The organism is Streptomyces sp. NPDC014734 (assembly GCF_043083325.1).
Lineage (GTDB): Bacteria > Actinomycetota > Actinomycetes > Streptomycetales > Streptomycetaceae > Streptomyces.
Genome location: NZ_JBIBYN010000018.1, coordinates 76,924 through 97,496, shown reverse-complemented (window position 1 = coordinate 97,496; position 20,573 = coordinate 76,924). Strand labels below are relative to the sequence as shown.

Below are 20,573 nucleotides of genomic sequence, written 5' to 3'. Positions count from 1 at the left end.
GACGACGCCTCGCCGTCCCGGGCCTCCGGCATGCCCGCGCGGGGCAGCGCCCGGCGGCTCGGGCCACCTTGTTCGGCACCCTCGCGCAGAGCCCCCAGGGCAGCACTTGGCCGATGGGCCCCGGCCGCGTCCGGGTGCCCGGCCGCGGAACGGGTAGCCCCCCGGTGGAGTGGCGCGCGGTGACCGAACTCACGCCGCTGCGCTGTGCACGCGTCAGGGGGTTCCGTCGTCTTCCCCGGTGACCGGAACCATTCATCTGGCCGAGAAAGGGAGCAGGTCTTGTCCACCGTCATAGAGCAGTCCGTGCAGGCCCGCATGGTCGCGTCCGCGCCGCGGATGGAGACCCTTCCGGCCACGTTGCAGTACGACCGCCGAGATCCGTTCGCCGTACGCATGGCGTTCCCCGCGAAGGCGACGCTGGAGGGCACCGATGTGTCCTGGGAGTTCTCCCGGGAACTGCTCGCGGCGGGGATGGACGGGGTCGCCGGTGTCGGGGACGTGCGCATCAGGCCGTACGGGTACGACCGCACGGTGCTGGAGTTCCACGCCTTCGAGGGGGTCGCCATGGTCCACGTGCGCACGGCGGAACTGCGGCTCTTCCTCGAACGCGCGCAGGAACTCGTGCCGGTCGGCGACGAGCACCGGTTCCTGGACCTCGACCGGAACCTTGCCGATCTGTTCGGCGACGGCTGACCGGCCCGGTCCGCGGCGCCCGTGCGGACCCGCTCGGCGCGGACCGGGCCGGTACGTGGCCGGTGGTGGAGCGGCGGGTTCAACGGTGGAGTAATGCCCACGCCTTGCAGCCACCGGACGGGGTGAGTGCCGGAGCCAGCCCCCAGTCCCCACCGTGCGCGGCGACGGCGGCCGCCAGCAGCCACATGCTCTCGCTGCGGCGTTCGCGGCATCTCTCGGACTTCTCGGCCGAGCGGTGGGAGGGATGCCGGTCGTAGAGGACGACGCGCAACGCGTCGAACTGCCAGTGCACCCGTAGCAGCATCTCCCGGTCCGGGGTGAACCGATAGGCGGAAGCGACGAGTTCGGAGGCGGCGAGGACGGCGGGCTCCCGGAGTTCGGCGAGGCCGTGGCGGTCGAGGAGTTCGCCCACGGCCCCACGTGCGAGGCCGGCGCAGAAGGCGCCGCCCGGCAGTGCGAACGAGTAACTGAGGTTGTCCACCATCGGCGGTCGGGGTCCGGCCGGTGCCGGTGCCGGTGCCGGTGCCGGTGCCGGGAGGCAACGCAGTGCGCCCTTCATCAAGATGCTCACATTTCCGGTCATCGTAGCGACGATCACACAGCGGCACAGTCGCCCCGTGTGAGACTTGCGCTACCGACCGTAGCGCAGCATGGAGCACAGTGCTACTACTTGCCCGGTTCCGGTCATTTCGCTCACCCCCTCCCCGGAAGGACGCCTTTCGTGCCCCCCAGAAGCACCCCGACCGCCCGCCAACAACGCCTCGGCGCGGAACTGCGCAAGCTGCGTCGGCAGTCGGGGATGTCGGTCCAACAGGCCGCCGCGCTGCTCGGCGTCGACCGCACCCGCATCCCGAACATCGAGTCGGGACGCTTCGGCATCAGCGCCGAGCGGGTACGCGCCCTCGCCTTCAACTACGGCTGCCCGGACACCGGTCTGGTCGACCAGCTCGCCGCGATGGCCCGGGAACGAACCGGAGGCTGGTGGGAGGAGCAGCGCGGGCTGCTGCCCCCGGGGCTGCTCGACATCGCCGAACTCGAACACCACGCGGTCGCGCTGATCACCGCGACCACCACACACATCCCGGGCCTGCTGCAGACCGAGGCACACGCGCGGGCGGTCTTCGACCTGGCCAATCCGCGCCTGCCCGGACCCGATCTGCGGGCCAGGCTGACCCTGCGGATGCGCCGCCAGGAGGTGCTGCGGGGGAACAGGCCGCCGCGGTACGAGGCGGTGATCCACGAGGCGGCCCTGCGCATGCGGTTCGGCGGCCCGGAGGTGGCCGCGGAGCAGCTGGACCACATCGTCGCCCAGTCCGAGCGGGACCGGATCACCGTCCGGGTCGTCCCGTTCGCCGCCGACGGTTTCCCCGGCTCCGGACAGTCGTTCACGTACGCGGGCGCCGCGGTGCCCCAGCTCGATACCGTGCAGCTCGATTCCGCGCACGGCTCCGCACTGCTCGACTCCGACATGCAACTGCGCAGATATCAGGGGCTGTTGGAGCAACTTCGGGAACTCGCACTCCCGGAACGCGAGTCGTGCGACCTCATCCGATCCCTACTCCGTGACCTCCGAGAGGACAGACCATGACCGACATCCACTGGGACGACGCCTTCTGCAGCGAGGGCGCCAACTGCTTCCGCTTCGGACTCGACGACCTGGGCCGGGCCTACATCGGCTCCACCACCGACACCTCCGTCCACGTCAGCGACTCCGTGGAGGCGCTGCGGGCGTTGATCTCCGCGGTGAAGTCCGGCGCGGCGGACCATCTGCTCTGACCGTCCGGACCACCCGATCCGTCGCCCCCGTTCGCGTTCACTCCGAGTACGCCGACACCTCCGAGCGTCCGCAGACGGGGGCCCTCCCGGCCCGAACAGCCGGCGATCCCGGAAAGGGGATGTCCGGGACCGCGGTCGGGGCGGCACCGCCCTCGCCGTCGAGCACGACCCCGACGTGATGGCCGGCGCGGACCACGCCGTCGGCATCGGCCCGGGTTCGGGCACCGACGGCGGAGGCGTCGCCCTTGAGGGCGCCCCGGCGGCGCCGTCCGGCCGTCTCGCCTCGTGCGCCGTCGGGCGCCTGCGCCGCGATCCGCGCGGCCGACGACGCCCGGCGGGGAGCGGTCCGCGGGGGCCGGAGTTGGCGACGGGCTTACCGCCGCTTTAACCTACGGTCTCGTAACCTACGGTCTCGTAGGTACCTCTCCCGTCCCCAGGAGTCCCCCGTGACGATCACCGCTCCCCACCTCGGCAGTTCCCAGGCGTGGACCGACGCTCAGCTGCTGTACGCCCTGGAAGAAGTGGTGGAGAAGGAACTCAACCGTCATCTCAAGGTCGCCAAGGACTGGATGCCGCACGAGTACGTGCCCTTCTCCGACGGACGGAACTTCCCCGGCGTCTTCGAGGACGGCGAGGCCTGGCAGGCCGACCAGTCCAAGGTCACCGACATCGGCAAGATCGCCCTTGTGGTGAATCTGCTGACGGAGGACAACCTTCCCAGCTACCACCACGAGATCGCCTCGCTCTTCGGGCGTGACGGCGCCTGGGGCACCTGGGTGCACCGCTGGACCGCGGAGGAGGGCCGCCACGGCATCGTGATGCGCGACTACCTGCTCACCTCGCGCGCGGTCGACCCCGACAAGCTGGAGGAGTTCCGGATGGCGCACATGGCGGAGGGCTTCGAGTCCGACAACCGCCACTCGATGCTGCACTCCGTGGCGTACGTCGCCTTCCAGGAGCTGGCCACCCGTGTCTCGCACCGCAACACCGGCCATCAGTCCGGCGACCCGGTCTGCGACCGGATGCTGGCGCGCATCGCGACGGACGAGAACCTGCACATGGTCTTCTACCGCAACCTGCTCGGTGCCGCCTTCGAGCTCGCCCCCGACCTGACGATGCAGGCCGTGCGGGACGTCGTCGTCAACTTCCGGATGCCCGGTCACGGGATGCCGGGCTTCGAGCGGGCCGCCGCGCAGATGGCGATCGGCGAGATCTACAACATGCGTATCCACCACGACGACGTGATCCAGCCGGTGCTGCGCCACCTCAAGGTGCTCCACATCGACGGTCTGGGCCCCGACGGACTGCGGGCCCAGGAGGAACTCGGCCTGTACATGGGCGGTCTGAACAGCGAGGCGTCGAAGTTCGACGAGAAGCTCGCCGCCCGGAAGGCGCGGATGGCCGCGCGGGCCGGGGTCTGATCCCGCCCGGCCCGCCGGGAGACCGGACGGCCCCGCGTCCTCCTGCCCCGCCCCGGGCGACGGACAGGAGGGCGCGGCGCGCCCGCGTCACACCGTCTCGTCCAGATCTCGCGCGTAGTGTGCGATGGCCGCCCGGTACCGCCGCACGTGCGGGTCCTCGCTGGTGGCGGCCAGCAGCTCCAGCAGCAGCCGCGCGGACGCGTGGTGCTCGCCGGTGTTGAAGAGGGCCATGGCCAGGAAGGTCCGCAGCGCCCCGTCGTCGGGGAACTCCTCGACGGCGCCGCTCAGCACCTCGACTGCCCTGTCGTACTGCCCGAGCACGCGATGGGTGCTGCCCAGGCCGAGCAGCGCGCCCCGGCGGTCCTCGTCACGGAGCCCGGTGCCCCGCAGGCTGCGCTCGTAGAACGGCACGGCCTCGGCCTCCAGGCCGAGCACGTCGTGCGTCCACGCGGTCTGGTAGGCCACCTCCGCGTCGGCGGGACGGGCCGCGGAGAGGGCGAGGAGCCGCTGCCGGGCCTCCTCGGGACGCCCTTCGGTGCGCAGCCGCACGGCCGCCGCGAGCAGGGCATCTGGTTCCTGGTCGTTCATGCGGACATGTTCGCAGATGACCGGCCTCGAACCCTGCGCCCGGGTACGGTCCGGTCCCCCGACGGACCGTACCCGGGCGACGCGGGGCGCGGTCAGGCCCGCCGGCGTTCGTCTCTGCGCAGCCGCTCCCGCTCCTTCTCCGAGAGCCCGCCCCACACGCCGAAGCGTTCGTCGTTGGCGAGGGCGTACTCCAGGCATGCCACGCGCCCCTCACAGGCGTTGCAGAGCTGCTTGGCCTCGCGGGTGGAACTGCCGGGGGCCGGAAAGAAGAACTCGGGTCCCGCCTGCGCGCACAACGCTGTCTCCTGCCAGGCGAGTGCGGGATCGGCCGCGGTGTTGATCAGCATGGGACCCACGGTGCCCGGTGGCGATAAACGACCGATCAACGCTTCATCAACGCGGCGCGCCGACGTCTTCCGGCTCATTCTCCGGCGCTCTCGTGCCGCGGCGCGGTCGCCCCGGCCGCGCGGGCCGATACGCCGCTCACCATACCGGCGCACGTGACACACGCATCGCGCGATGTGGCCGATTCGCGCCCGTCGCCCCGGCCTCCGCACGGGGCGACGGGCCCCGGCTCAGCTCCGCGCCCCGAGCGCCGGAAGCACCGTCTCCGCGACCCGGTACGCCTCCTCCAGCAGCGGGTTGCCGGAGAGGATGAAGGTGTCGACGCCCAGGTCCTCGAACTCCTGGAGACGCTCGATCACCTGGGCCGTCGAACCGACGACGGCGGTACCGGGTCCGGGACGGAAGAGGCTCATCCCCGGCCACAGGTTGGGGTGTTCCTCCAGTTCCCGGGCGTGCGCGGGAACCCTGCCGCCGTGCTGGCGGAACTGGCGCCGCCAGCCCACACCGTCCTCCTCCGCGCGTTCGCCGAGTTGGCGGGAGTACGTCGCCCGGCTGGTGACGTCGAGGAGCCGGTCGGCCGCCGCCCACGCCTCGTCCTCGGTGTCGCGGACGATGAGGTGGAGGCGGAGTCCGATCCGCAGCGTGCGCCCGTGCGCGGCGGCTCGTTCCCTTACCGTCGCCAGCTTCTCCTTGAGCAGGTGCGGCGGTTCGCCCCACGTCAGGTACACGTCCACGTGCTCGGCCGCCATCTCGATGCCGGGTGCGGAGGAACCGCCGAACCAGAGCGGGACGTGCGGTGCCTGCACCGGCTTCAGTTCCCCGAACGACGCGCCCGCGTTCCTCAGGTCGTAGAAGCGGCCCCGGTGGTCGAAGACCTCGCCGGCCGTCAGCCGCTTCACGATCGACCAGTACTCGGCGCTCAGCGCGTACCGTTCGTCGTGCTCCACATGGAGTCCGTACTCCCGGAGGGACGCGGTGGAGCCGTTGACCACGTTGAAACGGAGTCGGCCGCCGAAGAGGGTGTCGAAGCTGAGCGCCATCTTGGCGAGCAGGGTGGGCGAGATCAGACCGGGGTGGACGGCCAGCAGCGGTTTGAACCGGGTGCCGGTGGAGGCGGCGAGTGCGCTGCCGAGCGGCCAGACGTCATACAGATCGGTGGCGAGCAGGGCGCCGCTGTAGCCGAGGCGCTCGACCGTGCCCGCGAGCTGGGCGAGGTAGCCGAGGTCGACCGGTCGTCGTCCTCCGGGCTCCCAGGGGTAGGCGCCTTCGCGCGGGATGATGTACCAGAGGACTTCGGTCGCCATGGTGTCAGGCCGTCCTGTCGGCACGGGCGCCGGCGCGGGCGTGTGCGACGGTGACCGGCCGGTCGATGAAGCCGGTGCGGTGGAAGATGTCGGCAGCCTCCTGCTGCTCGGCGAGGAACGCGTCGGTGACGGGTTCGATCCGCCAGGGCAGGGCGCGCAGCGCGGTCTCCCAGTCGTCCACCGGACCGCCGAGATCGGCGGCGGCGATCTCGGCCGCCCGCCGGGGATGTGCGGCCGCCCAGTCGTCGGCCCCGCGCAGGGCGCGGATGAGGGCCTCGACGACATCGGGGCGGCTCTCGGCGAACTCGCGGCGGGTGAAGAAGACGGAGCGGTCGGTGATGACGTCACCGGTGCGGATCAGGGTCCGCAGTCCGCCGGTACGGCGGGCCGCGGCGAGTGCGGCGCCCTGGGCCACCCACGCCGTGATCGCGCCGGTGCGCAGCAGTTCCTCACTGTCCTCGCCGCCCCGGACGGCGGTGATGTCGTCGGCGTAGGACAGCCCGGCGTCGTCGAGCGCCTTGGCGATCAGATGGGTCTGCCAGGAGCCGATCGCGAGGTGGACGGTGCCGCCCCGGAGACCGGCGACGGTGCGCACGGGACTGTCCTCGGGCACCAGGAGCGCGCCGTGCTCGGGGCGCGGGGCGGAGACCGCCGCGTAGACGATGTCGTGCCCGGCGGCCTGGGCGGTGACCGGCGGGGTGGATCCGGTGCCGCCGAAGTCGATGACGCCGCGGCTGAGGAGTTCTCCGGTGCGCACGCCGTCGGTGTACGGGCGGAAGACGACGTCCTCGCCGAGCGGGGCGAGTGCGTCCCGGGCGAGGCCGAGGCGGGTGAGGTGGTACAGGTGGTAGAGGGACGGGTTGCTGCTGTGCACACCGATGGTGATGGTCATTCAGATCGCTCCGGTCCTGGTTCGTTCGGGGGTGGGCGAGGCGGGTGCGAAGGGCGGCGGGGCCGGGGTGGCACCGAGGTCGCGCAGGAGACGGCGGCGCAGATCCGCGAAGGCGGGATCGCCGGGATCGCGCGGGTGGCCGACGGACACGGGTTCGTCGGTGACGAGGCGGCCGTCGCGCAGGACGGCGACCCGGTCGGCGAGGCGCACCGCCTCGTCCACGTCGTGGGTGACGAGGAGGACGGCGGGCCGGTGGGTGCGGCAGAGCTCCCCGACCAGGTCCTGCATCTTCAGCCGGGTCAGGGCGTCGAGCGCGGCGAACGGCTCGTCGAGCAGAAGCAGTTCGGGCTGGCGGACCAGGGCGCGGGCGAGCGCGACGCGTTGTGCCTCGCCGCCGGAGAGGGTGGCGGGCCAGGCGTCGCAGTGCCGTTCCAGTCCGACTTCGGCGAGCGCCCGCAGCCCCTGTGCGCGGTGGCCGCGCGGCAGGGCCACGGTCACGTTGGCGAGGACCTTCTTCGACGGTACGAGGCGTGGTTCCTGGAAGACGACGGTGCGGGCGCGGGGGACGAGCACCTCGCCCGCGTCGGCGCCGTCGAGCGCGCCGAGGATGCGCAGCAGGGTGGTCTTGCCGCTTCCGCTGGCGCCGAGCAGGGCGACGAACTCGCCCCGGGCGATGTCGAGTCGCAGGCCGTCGAGCACGGTCCGGCCGCGGAAGGCGCGGCGCAGTCCGCGTACCCGTACGGCGGCGGCCCGGGGGGTGGCGTCGGTCATCGGGTGGCTCCCCTCGCGTCGCGCCAGGGCATCAGCACGCGTTCCAGCAGCCGGACGACGATGTCGGCGGTGAGTCCGAGCAGTCCGTAGACGAGAATGCAGACGGCGAGGATGTCGGTGCGGGCGTAGCTCTGGGCCTGGGACATCAGGTAGCCGATGCCGGCCGTGGCGTTGATCTCCTCGGCGGCGATCAGGGCGATGACGCTGAGGGTCATGGAGAGCCGCAGGCCGGCGAGCAGGGACGGCAGGGCTCCTGGAAGGACGACTTCGCGGACGAGTGCGAGTCGGCCCATGCCGAAGGTGCGCATGGCCTCGACGAGTTTGGGGTCGGTGTCGCGCACCCCGCTCGATGTCGACACGTACATCGGGAAGGTGGTGGCGACGGCGATGAGCAGGATCTTCGCGGTCTCGTTGATCCCGAACCAGACCATGAACAGGGGAACCAGGGAGAGGAAGGGGATGGTGCGCAGGGTCTGGAGGGAGGAGTCGAGGAGTTCGTCGCCGAGGCGGGTGAATCCGGTGGTGATGCCGAGGGTGAGACCGGCGGCGAGTCCGAGGGCCAGGCCGAGGCCGGAGCGGGTCAGGGAGGTGACGAGCGCGTCGGACAGCTGTCCGTTGCCCCACAGCTCCCCCACCGCGCGCAGTACTTCTTCCGGCGACGCCAGTACGTCGGGGGTGAGCAGTCCGGTGGCGGACGCGGTCCACCACAGGGCGAGGAGGGCGATCGGTCCGAGGGCGCGGACGGTGAGGGTGCGGGTCCGGCCGCGGTCCTTGCGGCGTCCGGGGCGCGGCCGGACCAGGTCCGGGGCGGGGGTGGCGTCGCTCATGGCGTCTTCTCGATGTCGAGGAGGTGGGGGGCGACGTCGACCTCGGTCGTGGTGACCTTCTGCTGTGCGTAGAAGGCGGCGACGTTCCGGAAGCGCCGGATGTCGTCGGGGCGGATGGGGTCGACGGTGCCGCCCTTGCGGGTGAAGTCGGCCTGGACCTCCTTCGCCCGTCCGTTGACGGCGGTGGGTCCGGCGTCCGTGAAGACGTTGAGGTACGCGTCGGGGTTCTTCTTCTCCTGGACGCTGGCGTCGTGGAGGTAGCGGTAGAGCGCCTTCACGATGTCCGGGTGCTGTTCGGCGAAGGCGGTCCGTACGGCGTTGAGGCTGTAGTTGTCGGAGCCGATCGCCGCGCCGTCGGCGACGAAGTGCGCGGTTTCGGTGCCGATCTCGGCGACGGAGTAGGTGGACCAGACGGCCCAGGCGTCGACCTTGCCCGCGTTGAAGACGGCGGCGGTCTGGTCGGGCCGCAGGTAGACGCGCTCCACCCGGTCGGCGGGGACGCCCGCTCGGGCGAGGGCCTTGAGGAGCAGGTACTCGCCGGTGCCGCCCTGGTTGACGGCGACCTTGCGACCGGCCAGACCGGCGACGGAGTCGATGCCGGAGCCGTTCTTGACGAGGATTCCCTCACCGGCGCCGTCCGGGGCGACGGCGGTGAAGAACTTGAAGCCGGGACGCCGGGCGAGCGAGGTGATGCCGGAGGTGATGGAACCGGTGGCGATGTCGAGCTGGTCGGCGTTCATCGCCTGGGCGGCGGGGGCGAAGGGCCCGGCGCTGCCGGTCCATCTCACTTTCGCGCCGACCTTCGCGAGGGCCTTGTCGAGGCTGCCGTCCTTCTTGCCGAGGGCGAGCACGCCTGAGTTGCCGGGATCGGGGATGCGGACCTCGACCGTGGCGCGGGAACCGGGGCCCGCGCCGCCGGTATCGGCCCCGGAGGTGCCGCAGGCGGTGAGGGCGATCAGGGCGGTGGCCGTGAGCAGGGCGGGCGTCGTGCGCGTGGGGCGGGAGAGGGGCATGGTGTCGGAGGTCCTCGTGGCTCAGGTGGTGGCGGGGTGGGGGCGGGCGGCGAGTGCGGCGGCGCGGCGCAGCGGTTCGGGGTCGGCCCAGGCCGTGACGTCGACGGGTTCGGGCAGGAAGCCGTGGGCGCGCAGCCCGGCCTCCTGTGCGGCGAGCAGGGTCAGACGGTCCGCGGAGAGGTCGGGGCGCAGGGCGAGGTGGGTGCCCGGCCGGTAGGCGCCGGCGACGCCGTCGGCGCCCGCTCCGGTCTCCGCGCCGAGGATGCGGGCCACCTCGCCGGGCCGGCCGGCGGCCCAGTCGGCGGCCCTGAGCAGGACGGCGAGGAAGCGGTCGACGAGGTCGGGGTGGTCGTCGAGGAGGTGCTGATGGACGGTGATCGGGCGCGGGGTGCCGTTGTTCACACGGAACCGGCGGTCGGGCAGGTCGTCGAGTTCCACGGCCACCTCGGCGCCGGCCCGCCGCGCGGCCTCGACGGCCCGGGCCCCCTTCACGTACACGGCGTCGACCTCGCCGCGCCGCAGTGCGTCGAGTTCGGCGGCCCATTGGCCCTCGTGGCCCGCGGCGGGCACGTCGACGCGCAGGGCGTCGTCCGGTCCGAGCCCGGCGGAGGAGAGCGCCCCCGCGAAGCCGCGCAGGGCCATGGCCCGCCAGAAGTCGATGGCGATGTCGTGCGCCGGAACGCCGAGCCGCAGCCCGCGCAGCGCCCCGGCGCCCCGGATGCCGGAACCGGGCGCGACCAGGACGGTCTGCCGTTCCTCGATCCAGGTGAGCCCGATCAGCCGGGTCCGTTCGCCGCGCGAACGGGCCCACAGGGCGGGGACGTTGCCTCCTTCGCGGAAGAGACCCGGCAGCGCGTGGGTGAAGTGGGCGGCCCGGTCGGCGCCGGGGGCGGCGTCCTGGAGGGAGCGCACCTCGATGCCGTCGGGGGCGAACTCCTCGGTGAGCCACCGCCGGTCGGCGGCGATACCGGTCGCGGTGGGTACGGGGCAGCGGGTGAACCAGATGGTCCGGGGCAGGACGGCACGCGTCATGGGGTCTTCCCGAGGGGTCGGTGAAGTGAGGGGAGGGCGCAGGGCGCGGCGCGTCCTTCGGGGGACGTGGGCACCGCGTGCGGGAAGGGCGCCCCGGGCCGCGTCGATACGGCGGGGCGGCGCGGGGGGTCAGCGACAGACGGCGCTGGAGACGAGGGCCAGGTCGATGTGACGGCGCAGCGTCAGGGCGAGCGGGTCCGGAACGGTGCGCGGGGGGCTCACGAAGTGGCGACCGGCCATGGCACTGCTCCCTTCCGCTCGTCGGTGGTGACGCGCAGCAGCGTGCCACAGACCTCCCGCGGCCCACCACCCGCTTCCCATGATGTGGGATCGGGTATGAACGGAGTGTTGCACGGCCGGAGTTTCCCCTCTCTCAACTCCCGTAATGTGGCAAGCGCATGCACCCTTGTTCCTCGCTCACGAGCGGAGTGTGACCCGATATGGCCAAGGCCGCGGCGGTGCGTCCCCCCGTTGGCGCGCAGGCGGTTCGGCGCGCCCTGGACGTCCTGCACTGTTTCCACGACAACGGCCCCGATCTCAGCGCCTCCGATCTCGCCCGCCGCCTCGGGCTCCCGGTCTCCACGGCGCACCGGCTGGCCCGCACCCTGCTCGGTGCGGGCTTTCTGGAGCAGGACGCCCACACGTCGCGCTACCGCCTCGGCCTCGCGGTGACCGAGCTGGGCCGGCTCTCGTACCACCAGCGCGGGCTGCACCTTGCCGCGCCGGAACTGGCGGATCTCGCCGAGCGCACCGGCGCCATCGCGGACCTGGCGCTGCGCAGCGGTCCGCACGCGGTGATCGTCGCCGGTGGTTCCGTCACCCCGAAGGTGGGGCTGCGCAGGCCGCTGCACTCGACCGCGCTCGGCAAGGTGCTGCTGGCCTGGGCACGGCCCGGCGAGGGCGGCCCCGCCTCGCTTCCGCCGCTGCCCGCGTTCACCGACCGGACGATCGTCGAACCGGGCGCGTTGGAGGACGAGTTGGCGAGGGTCCGGAGCGCGGCGTACGCGCTCAACGACGGCGAGTCGGCCCACGGGGTGCGGACCCTGGCGGTCCCGGTGCTGGACGGGTCCGGGTACGTGCGTTTCGCGCTCGCCCTCCGGGGCACGCCGTCGCTGATCCCGGACGCGCGCATCGAGTGGTTCCTGGCGCAGGCCCGGTCCTGCGCACGGGCGCTGGAGGTGTTGCTGCTGTCCCCGGCGGAGCGCCGTCCGCCCGCCGTCTGACGGCGGGCGGTGGGTCCGGGGACCCGCGGTCGGCGCAGGCGGGGACCTGGGCCGGGGTGCTGTCGGTGCCACATGGCACGATATGAAGCGCTCGGGGCGGGTTCCGGGCAGGACGGCGGCCCGGGCTGCGCGGACAGAGGAACGTGGATGACAGACGCCGGAGCGGACCGGGACGCGACCCCCACGGGGAGGGCCGCCCGGGAACTGCTGGCGCGGGCCGACCGGCTGCTGGACTCGGCTCGCGCGGTGCTGGCCGATCATGCCCGCGCCGTCGACGCCGTGCGCGCGGCGCTGGCGCCTCTGCTCGACACCCTCGTCCGCCACGAACTGTCGGCCATCCCGGTCTCCCGGCTCCGGGACGTGACCGAGGGCAGGCTGCGGCTCGGCGCCGTGGAGCAGGCCGGTTTCACGACCGTCGGCCAGGTCCACGGGGCGAACCGCTACGAGCTCCGCCAGATCCCCGGCGTCGGCGCGCAGACCGCCGACCAGGCGCTGGCGGCGGCAGGCCAGATCGCCCACGCCGTTCGGGACACGGTCGCGGTGCGGATAGACGTGGACGCCCCGGACGACTCCACGACCGCGCTGCTCACCGCGCTGCACCGGCTGGTGGAGGCCGGTCCCGACGTGCGCCGGGCGGTGGACGCGGCCCGGGCACTGATCGCCCTGCTGGAGCCCCTGGTGGCGGCCGCGGGCCCCGCGCGGGGCCGGATGCGCCTGCTGTTCGCCCGGCGGCAGACCCGTACCGGGGCGCTGGACGCCGTCGTCTCGGTGCGGGCGGCCGTCGACGGGGCGACGTCGCGCGAACTTCCCCTGCTGTTCGGGCAGGTGTCGGCGGATCTGCTGCGGGAGGCGGATTCGGACGTCGCGGCGTGGGTCGACTTCGAACTGCGGTCCGCCGAGTACTACAGCCTCCTCGCGGAGATGTCCGGCACCGGCCCGGACCGGGACGCGGCCGAGGGGTTCATCCCGTCGGGGATCGCCGACCGGGTGCGCGATCTGCGTCTGGACGACGCGCGGCTGCGGGTGTCGCTGCGCGGCTACCAGTCGTTCGGGGCCCGGTTCGCGCTCGCGCAGAAGCGGGTGATCCTCGGCGACGAGATGGGGCTCGGCAAGACCGTCCAGGCCATCGCCGCGCTCGCGCACCTCGCGGCGCACGGCGAGACGCACTTCCTGGTGGTGTGCCCGGCGAGCGTGCTGATCAACTGGGCCCGGGAGGTACGGGCCCGCTCCACGCTGCGGGCGCTGCCGGTGCACGGCCCCGAACGGCGGGCCGCCTTCGCCGAGTGGCGGGAGACCGGCGGGGTCGCGGTCACCACGTTCGACGCCCTGCACACGCTGCCGGCCGCCAGGGACTGCGGGCTGCGGCCCGGCATGCTGGTGGTCGACGAGGCCCACTACGTCAAGAATCCGGAGACCCGCCGCTCCCGGGCGGTGTCCGGGTGGACGCAGGGCACCGAGCGGGTGCTGTTCCTGACCGGTACGCCGATGGAGAACCGCGTCGAGGAGTTCCGCAACCTCGTCCGCCACCTCCAGCCGGAACTCGCCCCCTCGATCCACACCACGCACGGGGCCGCCGGTTCGCACGCCTTCCGCAGGGCCGTCGCCCCGGCCTACCTGCGGCGCAACCAGGAGGACGTGCTGACCGAGCTTCCGGCCCTGGTGCAGGTCGACGAGTGGGAGGAGTTCAGCGCGAACGACCTCGACGCCTACCGCGAGGCCGTGAGCGCCGGGCAGTTCATGCGGATGCGCCGGGCCGCGTACGCCCGGCCGGCCACGTCAGCGAAGCTGAACCGCCTGCGCGAACTGGTCGCCGAGGCTGTGGAGAGCGGCCTCAAGGTGGTGGTCTTCTCGTACTTCCGCGAGGTGCTGAGCACCGTCGGGCAGGCCCTGGGCCCCGATGTGTTCGGCCCCGTGGCGGGGAGCCTCCCGGCCGCGCGGCGCCAGGAGGTCATCGACGCCTTCAGCGCCGTCGACGGCCATGCCGTCCTGCTGAGCCAGATCCAGGCAGGCGGTGTCGGGCTCAACATGCAGGCCGCGTCCGTCGTCATCATCTGCGAGCCCCAGATCAAGCCGACGACGGAACACCAGGCGGTGGCCCGCGCCCACCGGATGGGGCAGATACGGACCGTCCGGGTGCACCGGCTCCTCGCGACCGACAGCGTCGACGAACGGATGCTGGCGATCCTGGCCCGCAAGGAGCAACTGTTCGACCTGTACGCGCGGCGCAGCGACGTCGCCGAGACGACGCCGGATGCCGTGGACGTGTCGGACGGGGCGCTCGCGCGGCGCATCGTCGAGGAGGAGCAGCTGCGCCTCGCGACGGAGACGACGGGTGCGGATGGCGCACCCCCCGCGCCCCGAACGCCCGAGGCCGCCGAATCGGCCGAACCCGCTCCAGCCGCCGAACCCGCCGACGTCGGCGGGACGGCGCCGCAGGACTGATCCGGTCAGGACCCGTGTGCCGCGCCGTCATGGGCGGTGGTCCCCGTGGCGGCCGGAGCGGGTGCCTGTTTTCCGGAACCGCCCTTGCCGGTTTCCTCCTTGCCCGGTTCCCCCTTGCCGGGAGGAGTCGTGCCCGGCGTCGCCGTGGCATGGGTCGCCGGATCGTGGGGGTCGTAGCCCGGTACGGTGCCGTCCGGCTTGGCGACCAGCAGCAGTCCGGCCATGCCCATGTCGGCATGGCTCTGCACATGGCAGTGGTACATCCAGGCGCCCGCCCCCACGTGCTCGCCCGCGATGACCTGGAAACCGAAGGAGTTCGCCGGGCCGACGATCTTCGTGTCGATCACGCGGCTCGGGTCGTCCGGTCCGGTGAGCAGTCCGGTCCGGTTGTCCGCCCAGCGATGACCGTGGATGTGGAACGTGTGGTAGTACTCGCCGTGGGTGATCATCACGACTTCGAGCCGGTCGCCGACGGTGGCGTGGAAGTCGGGTGCCTGGTGCGCCGGGGCGTTGTTGACCGTCATGTCGTTGAAGACGATCGTGATCGTCCTGTCGGGCAGGATGTCGCCCCTGCGTCGGACGATCAGCGGGCCGTACAGGCCCTTCCGGATGCCGCCGGTGCCGTGGTCCGTGCCGACGGCGTGGTCGTGGTAGTGCCAGTAGCCCGCGCTTCCGGGCTGCCACGTGCCGTCCTTCCGCCGGCCTGGGACGTGGGTGCGCCAGGTGTAGGTCCGGGTGCCACCCGGTTCGACCGTGCTCCGGTTCATCCGGGTGCCGTCGCTCGCGGTGTCGTAGTCGACGCCGTGGGCGTGCAGGCTGACGGGCACATCCATGGTGTTCTCGAACTCGACGTGCAGGGTGTCGCCCTCGTTGAGCTCGATGAGCGGCCCGGGCACCGACGCCTTGCCCTTCTCCAGCCCGTACCCCATCCGGCCGTCCGCCAGCTTCTCGGCGTACAGCTTGAGATGACGTACCAGTCCCCCGGCCGGAGCGGTCCTCGGCGGGACCTCCGCCGAACTGGCCTCGACCGCACCGAGCGACAACGATGTCACCCCAGTGGCGGCGGCCACCCCGCCGCCCACCAGGAATCTACGGTTGAAGCTCCTTCTGTCCATGACGAACTCCCTATTGCGCCGAGGAATGTACGGGGGCGGATGCGAGCGTTCCGGCATGCCGGGGCGATCTCGGAGAGGACCCGGGTCGCGGGGACCGCCCGGCCGAGAGTTCGGCCCGGTCACGGGGACCGCGGAGACTATGGAGGTTACGGCGAACTCGGCCGCTTCAGGGGCTTGAGGGGTTGGCGGGGCGCGGCTGCCGCCCGGACGGCCCACACCGTAGCGGGCCCCTCCCCGTTTATCCACACCCTGGACAAAGTTCGTTTCATTGCTGCCATAGCTATTGGCGAGTCACGAAAAGGGGTCTAGCTTCATCCGCTGTTGCAGCGACCACAGAGGGGTGGGTGACCACATGCAGCACGCACCACATCACAGGTCCGGATCGCGACGCGGACTCGCGGCGGCCCTGGCGGCCGGCGCGTTGACGGCTTCCCTGCTCGGCGGCAACACGGCCGACGCCAGACCCAGTCCAGGAGCGCCGCACGGCGCGGCGACAACGTTGTCCCTTCCGTCGCCGCCGGGCGGCGCCGACGTGAAGGTGCTGGTGTTCCACGCCTCCGCGACCGAGGAGTCCCCGACCGTGGACGCCGGTATCGCGGCGATCGAACGGATCGGTCTCACCGGGCCGGAGAGCGGCCGGTTCCGGACCGTCGCCACCGACGACCCGGCTGTCTTCACCAACGGCAAGCGGCTCGGCACGTTCAACGCCGTCGTCTTCCTGACCGGTGGCGGCGATGTGCTCGACCCCGAGCAGGAGGCCGGTCTGGAGGCCTACATGGAAGCGGGCGGCGGCTTCCTCGGCATCCACGACGCGGCGCGCACCGAACCGTACTCGGACTGGTTCACCGGCCTGATCGGGGCCCGTCCGGCGGCCGGCGGTCCGGCCTCCGTGCAGCGCGCGACGGTCGAGATCGGCGACCGCCTGCACCCGGCGACCAAGAACCTGCCGCTGGAGTGGAAACGCCCGGACAAGTGGCTGAACTGGGCGAAGAACCCGTCCGGCGACGTGCACACGGTGGCGCGCGTCCGGGAGCTCACCTACAAGCCGGGCGCGGGCGCCAACGGCTGGGACCATCCGGTCTCCTGGTGCCGGGACTACGACGGCGGACGCTCCTTCTACACGGCGATGGGCGGCACGGTCGACAGCTTCGCCGAGACGGACTTCCGCGACCATCTGCGCGGTGCGCTGGACTGGACCACTCGCATCTCGCAGGCCGACTGCAAGGCCACCATCGCCTCCCACTACACGGCCGAACGGGTCACCGCGCCCAATCAGCCGGGCCTGAACGACCAGATCGGCGAACCGCACGGCCTGGTCGTGGCGCCGGACGGGCGGGTGCTGTACATCGGGCGCGGCGGCACGGACAGCAGCGTGCCGGTCGTCACCGACTGGAACGACCCGGACGTCGGCAGGGGCAAGGGGCAGATCCACGTCTACGACCCGAGGACGCGAGAGGTCACCCTCGCCGGGGAGCTGACCGTCTTCGGCAACAAGGGCGGCGGCGACGAACTGGTCAAGGTCGAGGAGGGGCTGCTCGGGATCGAGCTGGACCCGGACTTCGAGCGGAACGGCTGGGTGTACCTGCATTACACCCCGCACGCGAAGATCGACCGCGACAGGCAGACGGCGGTCCGTCAGGTCTCCCGTTTCACCCTCGCCCCGGCCACGAACACGCTCGACCTCTCCTCGGAGAAGGTGCTGCTGCACTGGCCGGTCCAGATCCACAGCTGCTGCCACGCGGGCGGCGGCATGGCCTGGGACTCCGGGGGCAACCTGTACATCGCGACCGGGGACAACAACTCCTCCGGATTCAGCGACGGTTACTCCGGGAACAACCCGCAGCCGAACTACCGGGGCGTCTCGTTCGCCGATGCCCGACGCACCGCGGGCAACACCAACAACCTCAACGGGAAGATCCTGCGGATCCACCCCGAGGACGACGGCACGTACACGCTCCCCGAGGGCAATCTCTTCACCGGGAAGGAGCCCGACGAGGGCGGTGGGAAGACGCGCGGCGAGATCTATGTGATGGGGGTGCGCAACCCGGCCCGGATCTCGGTCGACAAGGCCACCGACACGCTCTACGCGGGCTGGGTCGGCCCCGACGCGGGCGCGCCGTCCACCACCTGGGGGCCCGCCAAGTACGACACGTTCGCCGCGATCACGAAGGCGGGCAATCACGGCTGGCCGTACTGCATGGGCAACAAGCAGCCCTACCGTGACCGCAATCTGCCGGATCCGGCCGAGCCGCTCGGCTGGTACGACTGCGACCACCCGAAGAACGAGTCGCCGAACAACGACGGGCTGGTGAACCTGCCGCCCATCACGTCCAACACCATCTGGTACTCGCCGCAGGGCGGTGGGGTGGACTACCCGCGCGACGCGAACGGCGTCCCGAGCTACGAGCCCGGGGAGCAGAAGGAACTGCTGCCGTGGCTCAGGGGTGGTGGTCAGGCCACGATGAACGGACCGGTGTACCGGTACGACGCGGCGAGCACCAGCGCCGACAAGTGGCCCGCCTACTGGGACGGCAAGTGGTTCGTCGGTGACTTCTACGACGACACCCAGCCGCGGCACGCCGTGCTGACGGATCCGAGGACGGCCGGCGAGGGAGGACTGCCCACGCACGCGGAGTCCCTGCGGAAGATCGTCCCGGTCGGCGCGGACGGCATCCGCAACCTGATGGACTGGAAGTTCGCCCCGGACGGTTCGCTGTACGTCCTCGACTACGGGCGCGGCTTCTTCACCTCCGACTCCAAGTCCGCGCTGTGGCGGGTGACGTACCGGGGCGGCGGACCGACTCCGGTCGCCGGGGATCTGGCCAGGAAGGCGGCGGTACGGTGAGGCACCCTTCGATGTTCTCGCGACGGCGATACCGGCCCGTGCGGCTGTGGCTCGCCCTGCTCGGTTCGTTTCTGATGGTGCTGGGACTGACCTCGACGGCGGCGTACGGGCGCAGCGCGGACGGTGCTGCCGAACAGGTCCTGACCTGGACGGCCGGCGATCCCATCGACCGTTACCTGTCCGTCCCGAAGACAGCCGTGGCCGGGAAGGCGACCATCGTCTTCGAGAACAGCGAGGCGACCGGCAACACCACGGGGATGCCCCACACGCTGACGTTCGGTGTCTCGGACCCGGAATTCAACGACGACGTGACACTGAACATCCTGGCCAACCCGGGCGACGACCAGGGCGGCAGGCACACCGCCGAGGTGACGCTCTCCCCCGGCCGGTACTTCTACCACTGCACCATGCCCGGCCACGAGGCGATGCAGGGCGTCCTCACCGTGACCGAGGACGGCGGCGGCGAGGACACCACCGCTCCGGAGACCTCGGCGAAAGTCGACGGGGACCGGAACGCCGACGGCGCCTACGTCGGTCAGGCCACGGTCACCGTCTCGGCGACCGACGAGGGCTCGGGGGTCGGCACCGTCGAATACGCGACCGGGGCGGACGGCGCCTGGCAGCCGTACACCGCACCGGTCGTGGTGAACGAGGTCGGGGCGCACACCCTCCGGTACCGCGCCGCCGACAGGGCGGGGAACGTCTCGGCGGAGAAGTCCGTCGAGTTCACGGTCGCCGCACCGCCCACGGACGACACCACGCCGCCGGAGACGTCGGCGACCGTGTCCGGCGACACGGACGACCAGGGGCGGTACCTGGGGATGGCGACGGTCACCGTGACCGCCTCCGACACGGGATCCGGTGTCAACACCATCGAGTACGCGACCGGGGAGGACGGTGCCTGGCAGCCGTACACCGCCCCCGTGATGGTTCATGAGACCGGTGCCCACACGGTCCGCTACCGGGCCACCGACCGGGCGGGCAACGCGTCCGCCGTGAAGTCGGTGGACTTCACCGTCGTCGAGCCTCCGGCCCGGGACAGGACGCCACCGGAGACCGCGGCGAAAATCGAGGGCGACAAGAACTCCGACAACGCGTACATCACCAGCGCCAGGGTGACGGTCACCGCGACCGACACCGAGTCGGGGGTGGACCGGATCGAGTACTCGCTGGACGGAGGCCCCTACCTCGTCTACACCGCCGCCGTGATCGTCGACCGTGTCGGCCACCACACCCTCGCCCACCGGGCGACGGACAGGGCGGGCAACACCTCCGAGGCGAAGCGGGTGTCGTTCGCCATCGCGCGGAGCGGCGGCGTTCCGGCGCCGAACTGCCCGGAGTTCGACGAACGGCTCACCGTCGTCGTCGGCACGGTCGACACCGGCGTGCCGAACCGCGTCACCGGCAACCGTTGCACCGTCAATGAACTGATCGAGGACGAGAAGGACTGGTCGTCGCACGCGCTGTTCCTGAAGCACGTCGACGGTGTCCTCGACAAGCTGCTCGCGGCCGGTGTGATCGACGCCCGCGAGCGCAGGACGATCCACCGGGCGGCCGAGGAGTCGGGCATCGGCACACCGGGCCGGGTCGAGGGCTACACCAAGCTCTTCGACGGCACCGCCGCGTCGTTCGCCAAGTGGCAGCAGGTCGGCGGCGGGGAGTTCGGCCTCAATGCCGACGGCACCCTCACCAGCTCCAGCACCGTGGACGGCATGGGCATGTTGTGGTTCCCCGCGCGGCAGTACGGCGACTTCTCGCTCAAGCTCCAGTGGCGGGACGACGCCCCCGGCGCGGGCAACGCCAACAGCGGCGTGTTCGTCCGCTTCCCCGACGTCCACGACAATCCGGAGGAGTCACGTCCGGAGTGGGTCGCCATCAAGTACGGCCATGAGGTACAGATCCTGGACCGGCCGGACGGCGACATCTACAAGACCGGATCGCTCTACGGCTTCGACCGGGTGGGGCTCGCGGGAGCCGGAGTCGCTCCCAAGGGCACCTGGAACGACTACGAGATCCGGGTGGTGGACCAGCACTACTCCGTCTACCGCAACGGCGTCCTGATCAACGAGTTCGACAACGATCGCGGGCAGTTCTTCGAACCGCCCCGGGACGACGACCCGGGCACCGACGGACGCCGGTACGCCTCCGGCTACATCGGCCTCCAGGTCCACAGCGCCGCGGACGTGGTCTCGTACCGCGACATCCGGATCAAGGAGCTGTAGGCCTCCCGGGCCCGCACCGGACGCGGTACCCGCGAGGCGGAGGATGTCCGTCCCCGGGTACCGC

18 protein-coding genes are annotated in these 20,573 nt (G+C 71.8%); 8 read left to right on the top strand and 10 right to left on the bottom strand.

All coding sequences use genetic code 11. The features are described from left to right. Positions 1-279 precede the first annotated feature (279 nt). Complete coding sequence (locus ACF1CT_RS25870) at positions 280-693, top strand: SsgA family sporulation/cell division regulator (RefSeq protein WP_391786342.1); 414 nt, start codon at positions 280-282, stop codon at positions 691-693. A 79-nt stretch (positions 694-772) separates the two neighbouring features. On the opposite strand, the gene ACF1CT_RS25865 is transcribed toward ACF1CT_RS25870, so the two are convergent. Further along, positions 773-1,177: an ATP-binding protein gene (locus ACF1CT_RS25865; RefSeq protein WP_391786341.1), complete on the bottom strand. Its 405-nt coding sequence runs from the start codon at positions 1,175-1,177 to the stop codon at positions 773-775. Between the two features lie 237 nt (positions 1,178-1,414). Here ACF1CT_RS25865 and ACF1CT_RS25860 point away from each other — a divergent pair, with 237 nt between their 5' ends. The 3 genes from ACF1CT_RS25860 (at position 1,415) to ACF1CT_RS25850 (ending at position 3,890) form a co-directional block, all read left to right on the top strand. Further along, on the top strand, positions 1,415-2,281 hold the full coding sequence (locus ACF1CT_RS25860) for a helix-turn-helix domain-containing protein (protein WP_391786340.1): 867 nt from the start codon (positions 1,415-1,417) through the stop codon (positions 2,279-2,281). Continuing rightward, entirely contained in the window at positions 2,278-2,469 is a 192-nt protein-coding gene (locus ACF1CT_RS25855; protein WP_391786339.1) for a hypothetical protein, read from the top strand. Before ACF1CT_RS25860 ends, ACF1CT_RS25855 begins: the two co-directional genes overlap by 4 nt. Before the next feature lie 446 nt (positions 2,470-2,915). Further along, a complete protein-coding gene (locus tag ACF1CT_RS25850) occupies positions 2,916-3,890 on the top strand; it encodes an acyl-ACP desaturase (RefSeq protein ID WP_391786338.1) in 975 nt (324 codons plus the stop codon). 87 nt (positions 3,891-3,977) lie between these two features. Here the strand turns inward: ACF1CT_RS25850 and ACF1CT_RS25845 are convergent, their stop codons facing one another. The 8 genes from ACF1CT_RS25845 to ACF1CT_RS25810 form a co-directional block, all read right to left on the bottom strand. After that, positions 3,978-4,478 (bottom strand): tetratricopeptide repeat protein, encoded by a 501-nt coding sequence (locus ACF1CT_RS25845; RefSeq protein ID WP_391786337.1) that lies wholly within the window; start codon positions 4,476-4,478, stop codon positions 3,978-3,980. 92 nt (positions 4,479-4,570) lie between these two features. Next, positions 4,571-4,825, bottom strand: a complete 255-nt coding sequence (locus tag ACF1CT_RS25840; RefSeq protein ID WP_376248452.1) for a WhiB family transcriptional regulator — start codon at positions 4,823-4,825, stop codon at positions 4,571-4,573. A 228-nt stretch (positions 4,826-5,053) separates the two neighbouring features. Beyond that, a complete protein-coding gene (locus tag ACF1CT_RS25835) occupies positions 5,054-6,127 on the bottom strand; it encodes an LLM class flavin-dependent oxidoreductase (protein ID WP_391786336.1) in 1,074 nt (357 codons plus the stop codon). Positions 6,128-6,131: 4 nt separating this feature from the next. Next, the gene (locus ACF1CT_RS25830; RefSeq protein ID WP_391786335.1) at positions 6,132-7,019 is read right to left on the bottom strand and encodes an ABC transporter substrate-binding protein; all 888 of its coding nucleotides are present in this window, start codon (positions 7,017-7,019) and stop codon (positions 6,132-6,134) included. Beyond that, positions 7,020-7,790 (bottom strand): ABC transporter ATP-binding protein, encoded by a 771-nt coding sequence (locus ACF1CT_RS25825; protein WP_391786334.1) that lies wholly within the window; start codon positions 7,788-7,790, stop codon positions 7,020-7,022. Further along, positions 7,787-8,617: an ABC transporter permease gene (locus ACF1CT_RS25820; RefSeq protein WP_391786333.1), complete on the bottom strand. Its 831-nt coding sequence runs from the start codon at positions 8,615-8,617 to the stop codon at positions 7,787-7,789. Before ACF1CT_RS25820 ends, ACF1CT_RS25825 begins: the two co-directional genes overlap by 4 nt. Then, on the bottom strand, positions 8,614-9,630 hold the full coding sequence (locus ACF1CT_RS25815) for an NrtA/SsuA/CpmA family ABC transporter substrate-binding protein (RefSeq protein WP_391786332.1): 1,017 nt from the start codon (positions 9,628-9,630) through the stop codon (positions 8,614-8,616). Before ACF1CT_RS25815 ends, ACF1CT_RS25820 begins: the two co-directional genes overlap by 4 nt. 21 nt (positions 9,631-9,651) lie before the next feature. Further along, complete coding sequence (locus tag ACF1CT_RS25810) at positions 9,652-10,662, bottom strand: ABC transporter substrate-binding protein (RefSeq protein WP_391786331.1); 1,011 nt, start codon at positions 10,660-10,662, stop codon at positions 9,652-9,654. Positions 10,663-11,102: 440 nt separating this feature from the next. Between ACF1CT_RS25810 and ACF1CT_RS25805 the strand changes: the two genes are divergently transcribed. Further along, complete coding sequence (locus ACF1CT_RS25805; RefSeq protein WP_391786330.1) at positions 11,103-11,885, top strand: IclR family transcriptional regulator; 783 nt, start codon at positions 11,103-11,105, stop codon at positions 11,883-11,885. Between the two features lie 147 nt (positions 11,886-12,032). Further along, positions 12,033-14,327, top strand: a complete 2,295-nt coding sequence (locus ACF1CT_RS25800; protein ID WP_391786329.1) for a DEAD/DEAH box helicase — start codon at positions 12,033-12,035, stop codon at positions 14,325-14,327. Between the two features lie 5 nt (positions 14,328-14,332). Here ACF1CT_RS25800 and ACF1CT_RS25795 read toward each other — a convergent pair whose 3' ends face one another. After that, positions 14,333-15,442 carry a multicopper oxidase domain-containing protein gene (locus ACF1CT_RS25795; RefSeq protein ID WP_391786328.1) on the bottom strand — a complete coding sequence of 370 codons (1,110 nt, stop codon included), beginning with the start codon at positions 15,440-15,442 and terminating at the stop codon, positions 14,333-14,335. 352 nt (positions 15,443-15,794) lie between these two features. Here ACF1CT_RS25795 and ACF1CT_RS25790 point away from each other — a divergent pair, with 352 nt between their 5' ends. Together ACF1CT_RS25790 and ACF1CT_RS25785 are read left to right on the top strand one after the other, a co-directional pair. Further along, positions 15,795-18,287, top strand: coding sequence for a ThuA domain-containing protein (locus ACF1CT_RS25790; protein ID WP_391786327.1), 2,493 nt, complete (start codon positions 15,795-15,797; stop codon positions 18,285-18,287). 11 nt (positions 18,288-18,298) lie between these two features. Then, positions 18,299-20,509 carry an OmpL47-type beta-barrel domain-containing protein gene (locus tag ACF1CT_RS25785; protein WP_391786326.1) on the top strand — a complete coding sequence of 737 codons (2,211 nt, stop codon included), beginning with the start codon at positions 18,299-18,301 and terminating at the stop codon, positions 20,507-20,509. Positions 20,510-20,573: the final 64 nt, after the last annotated feature.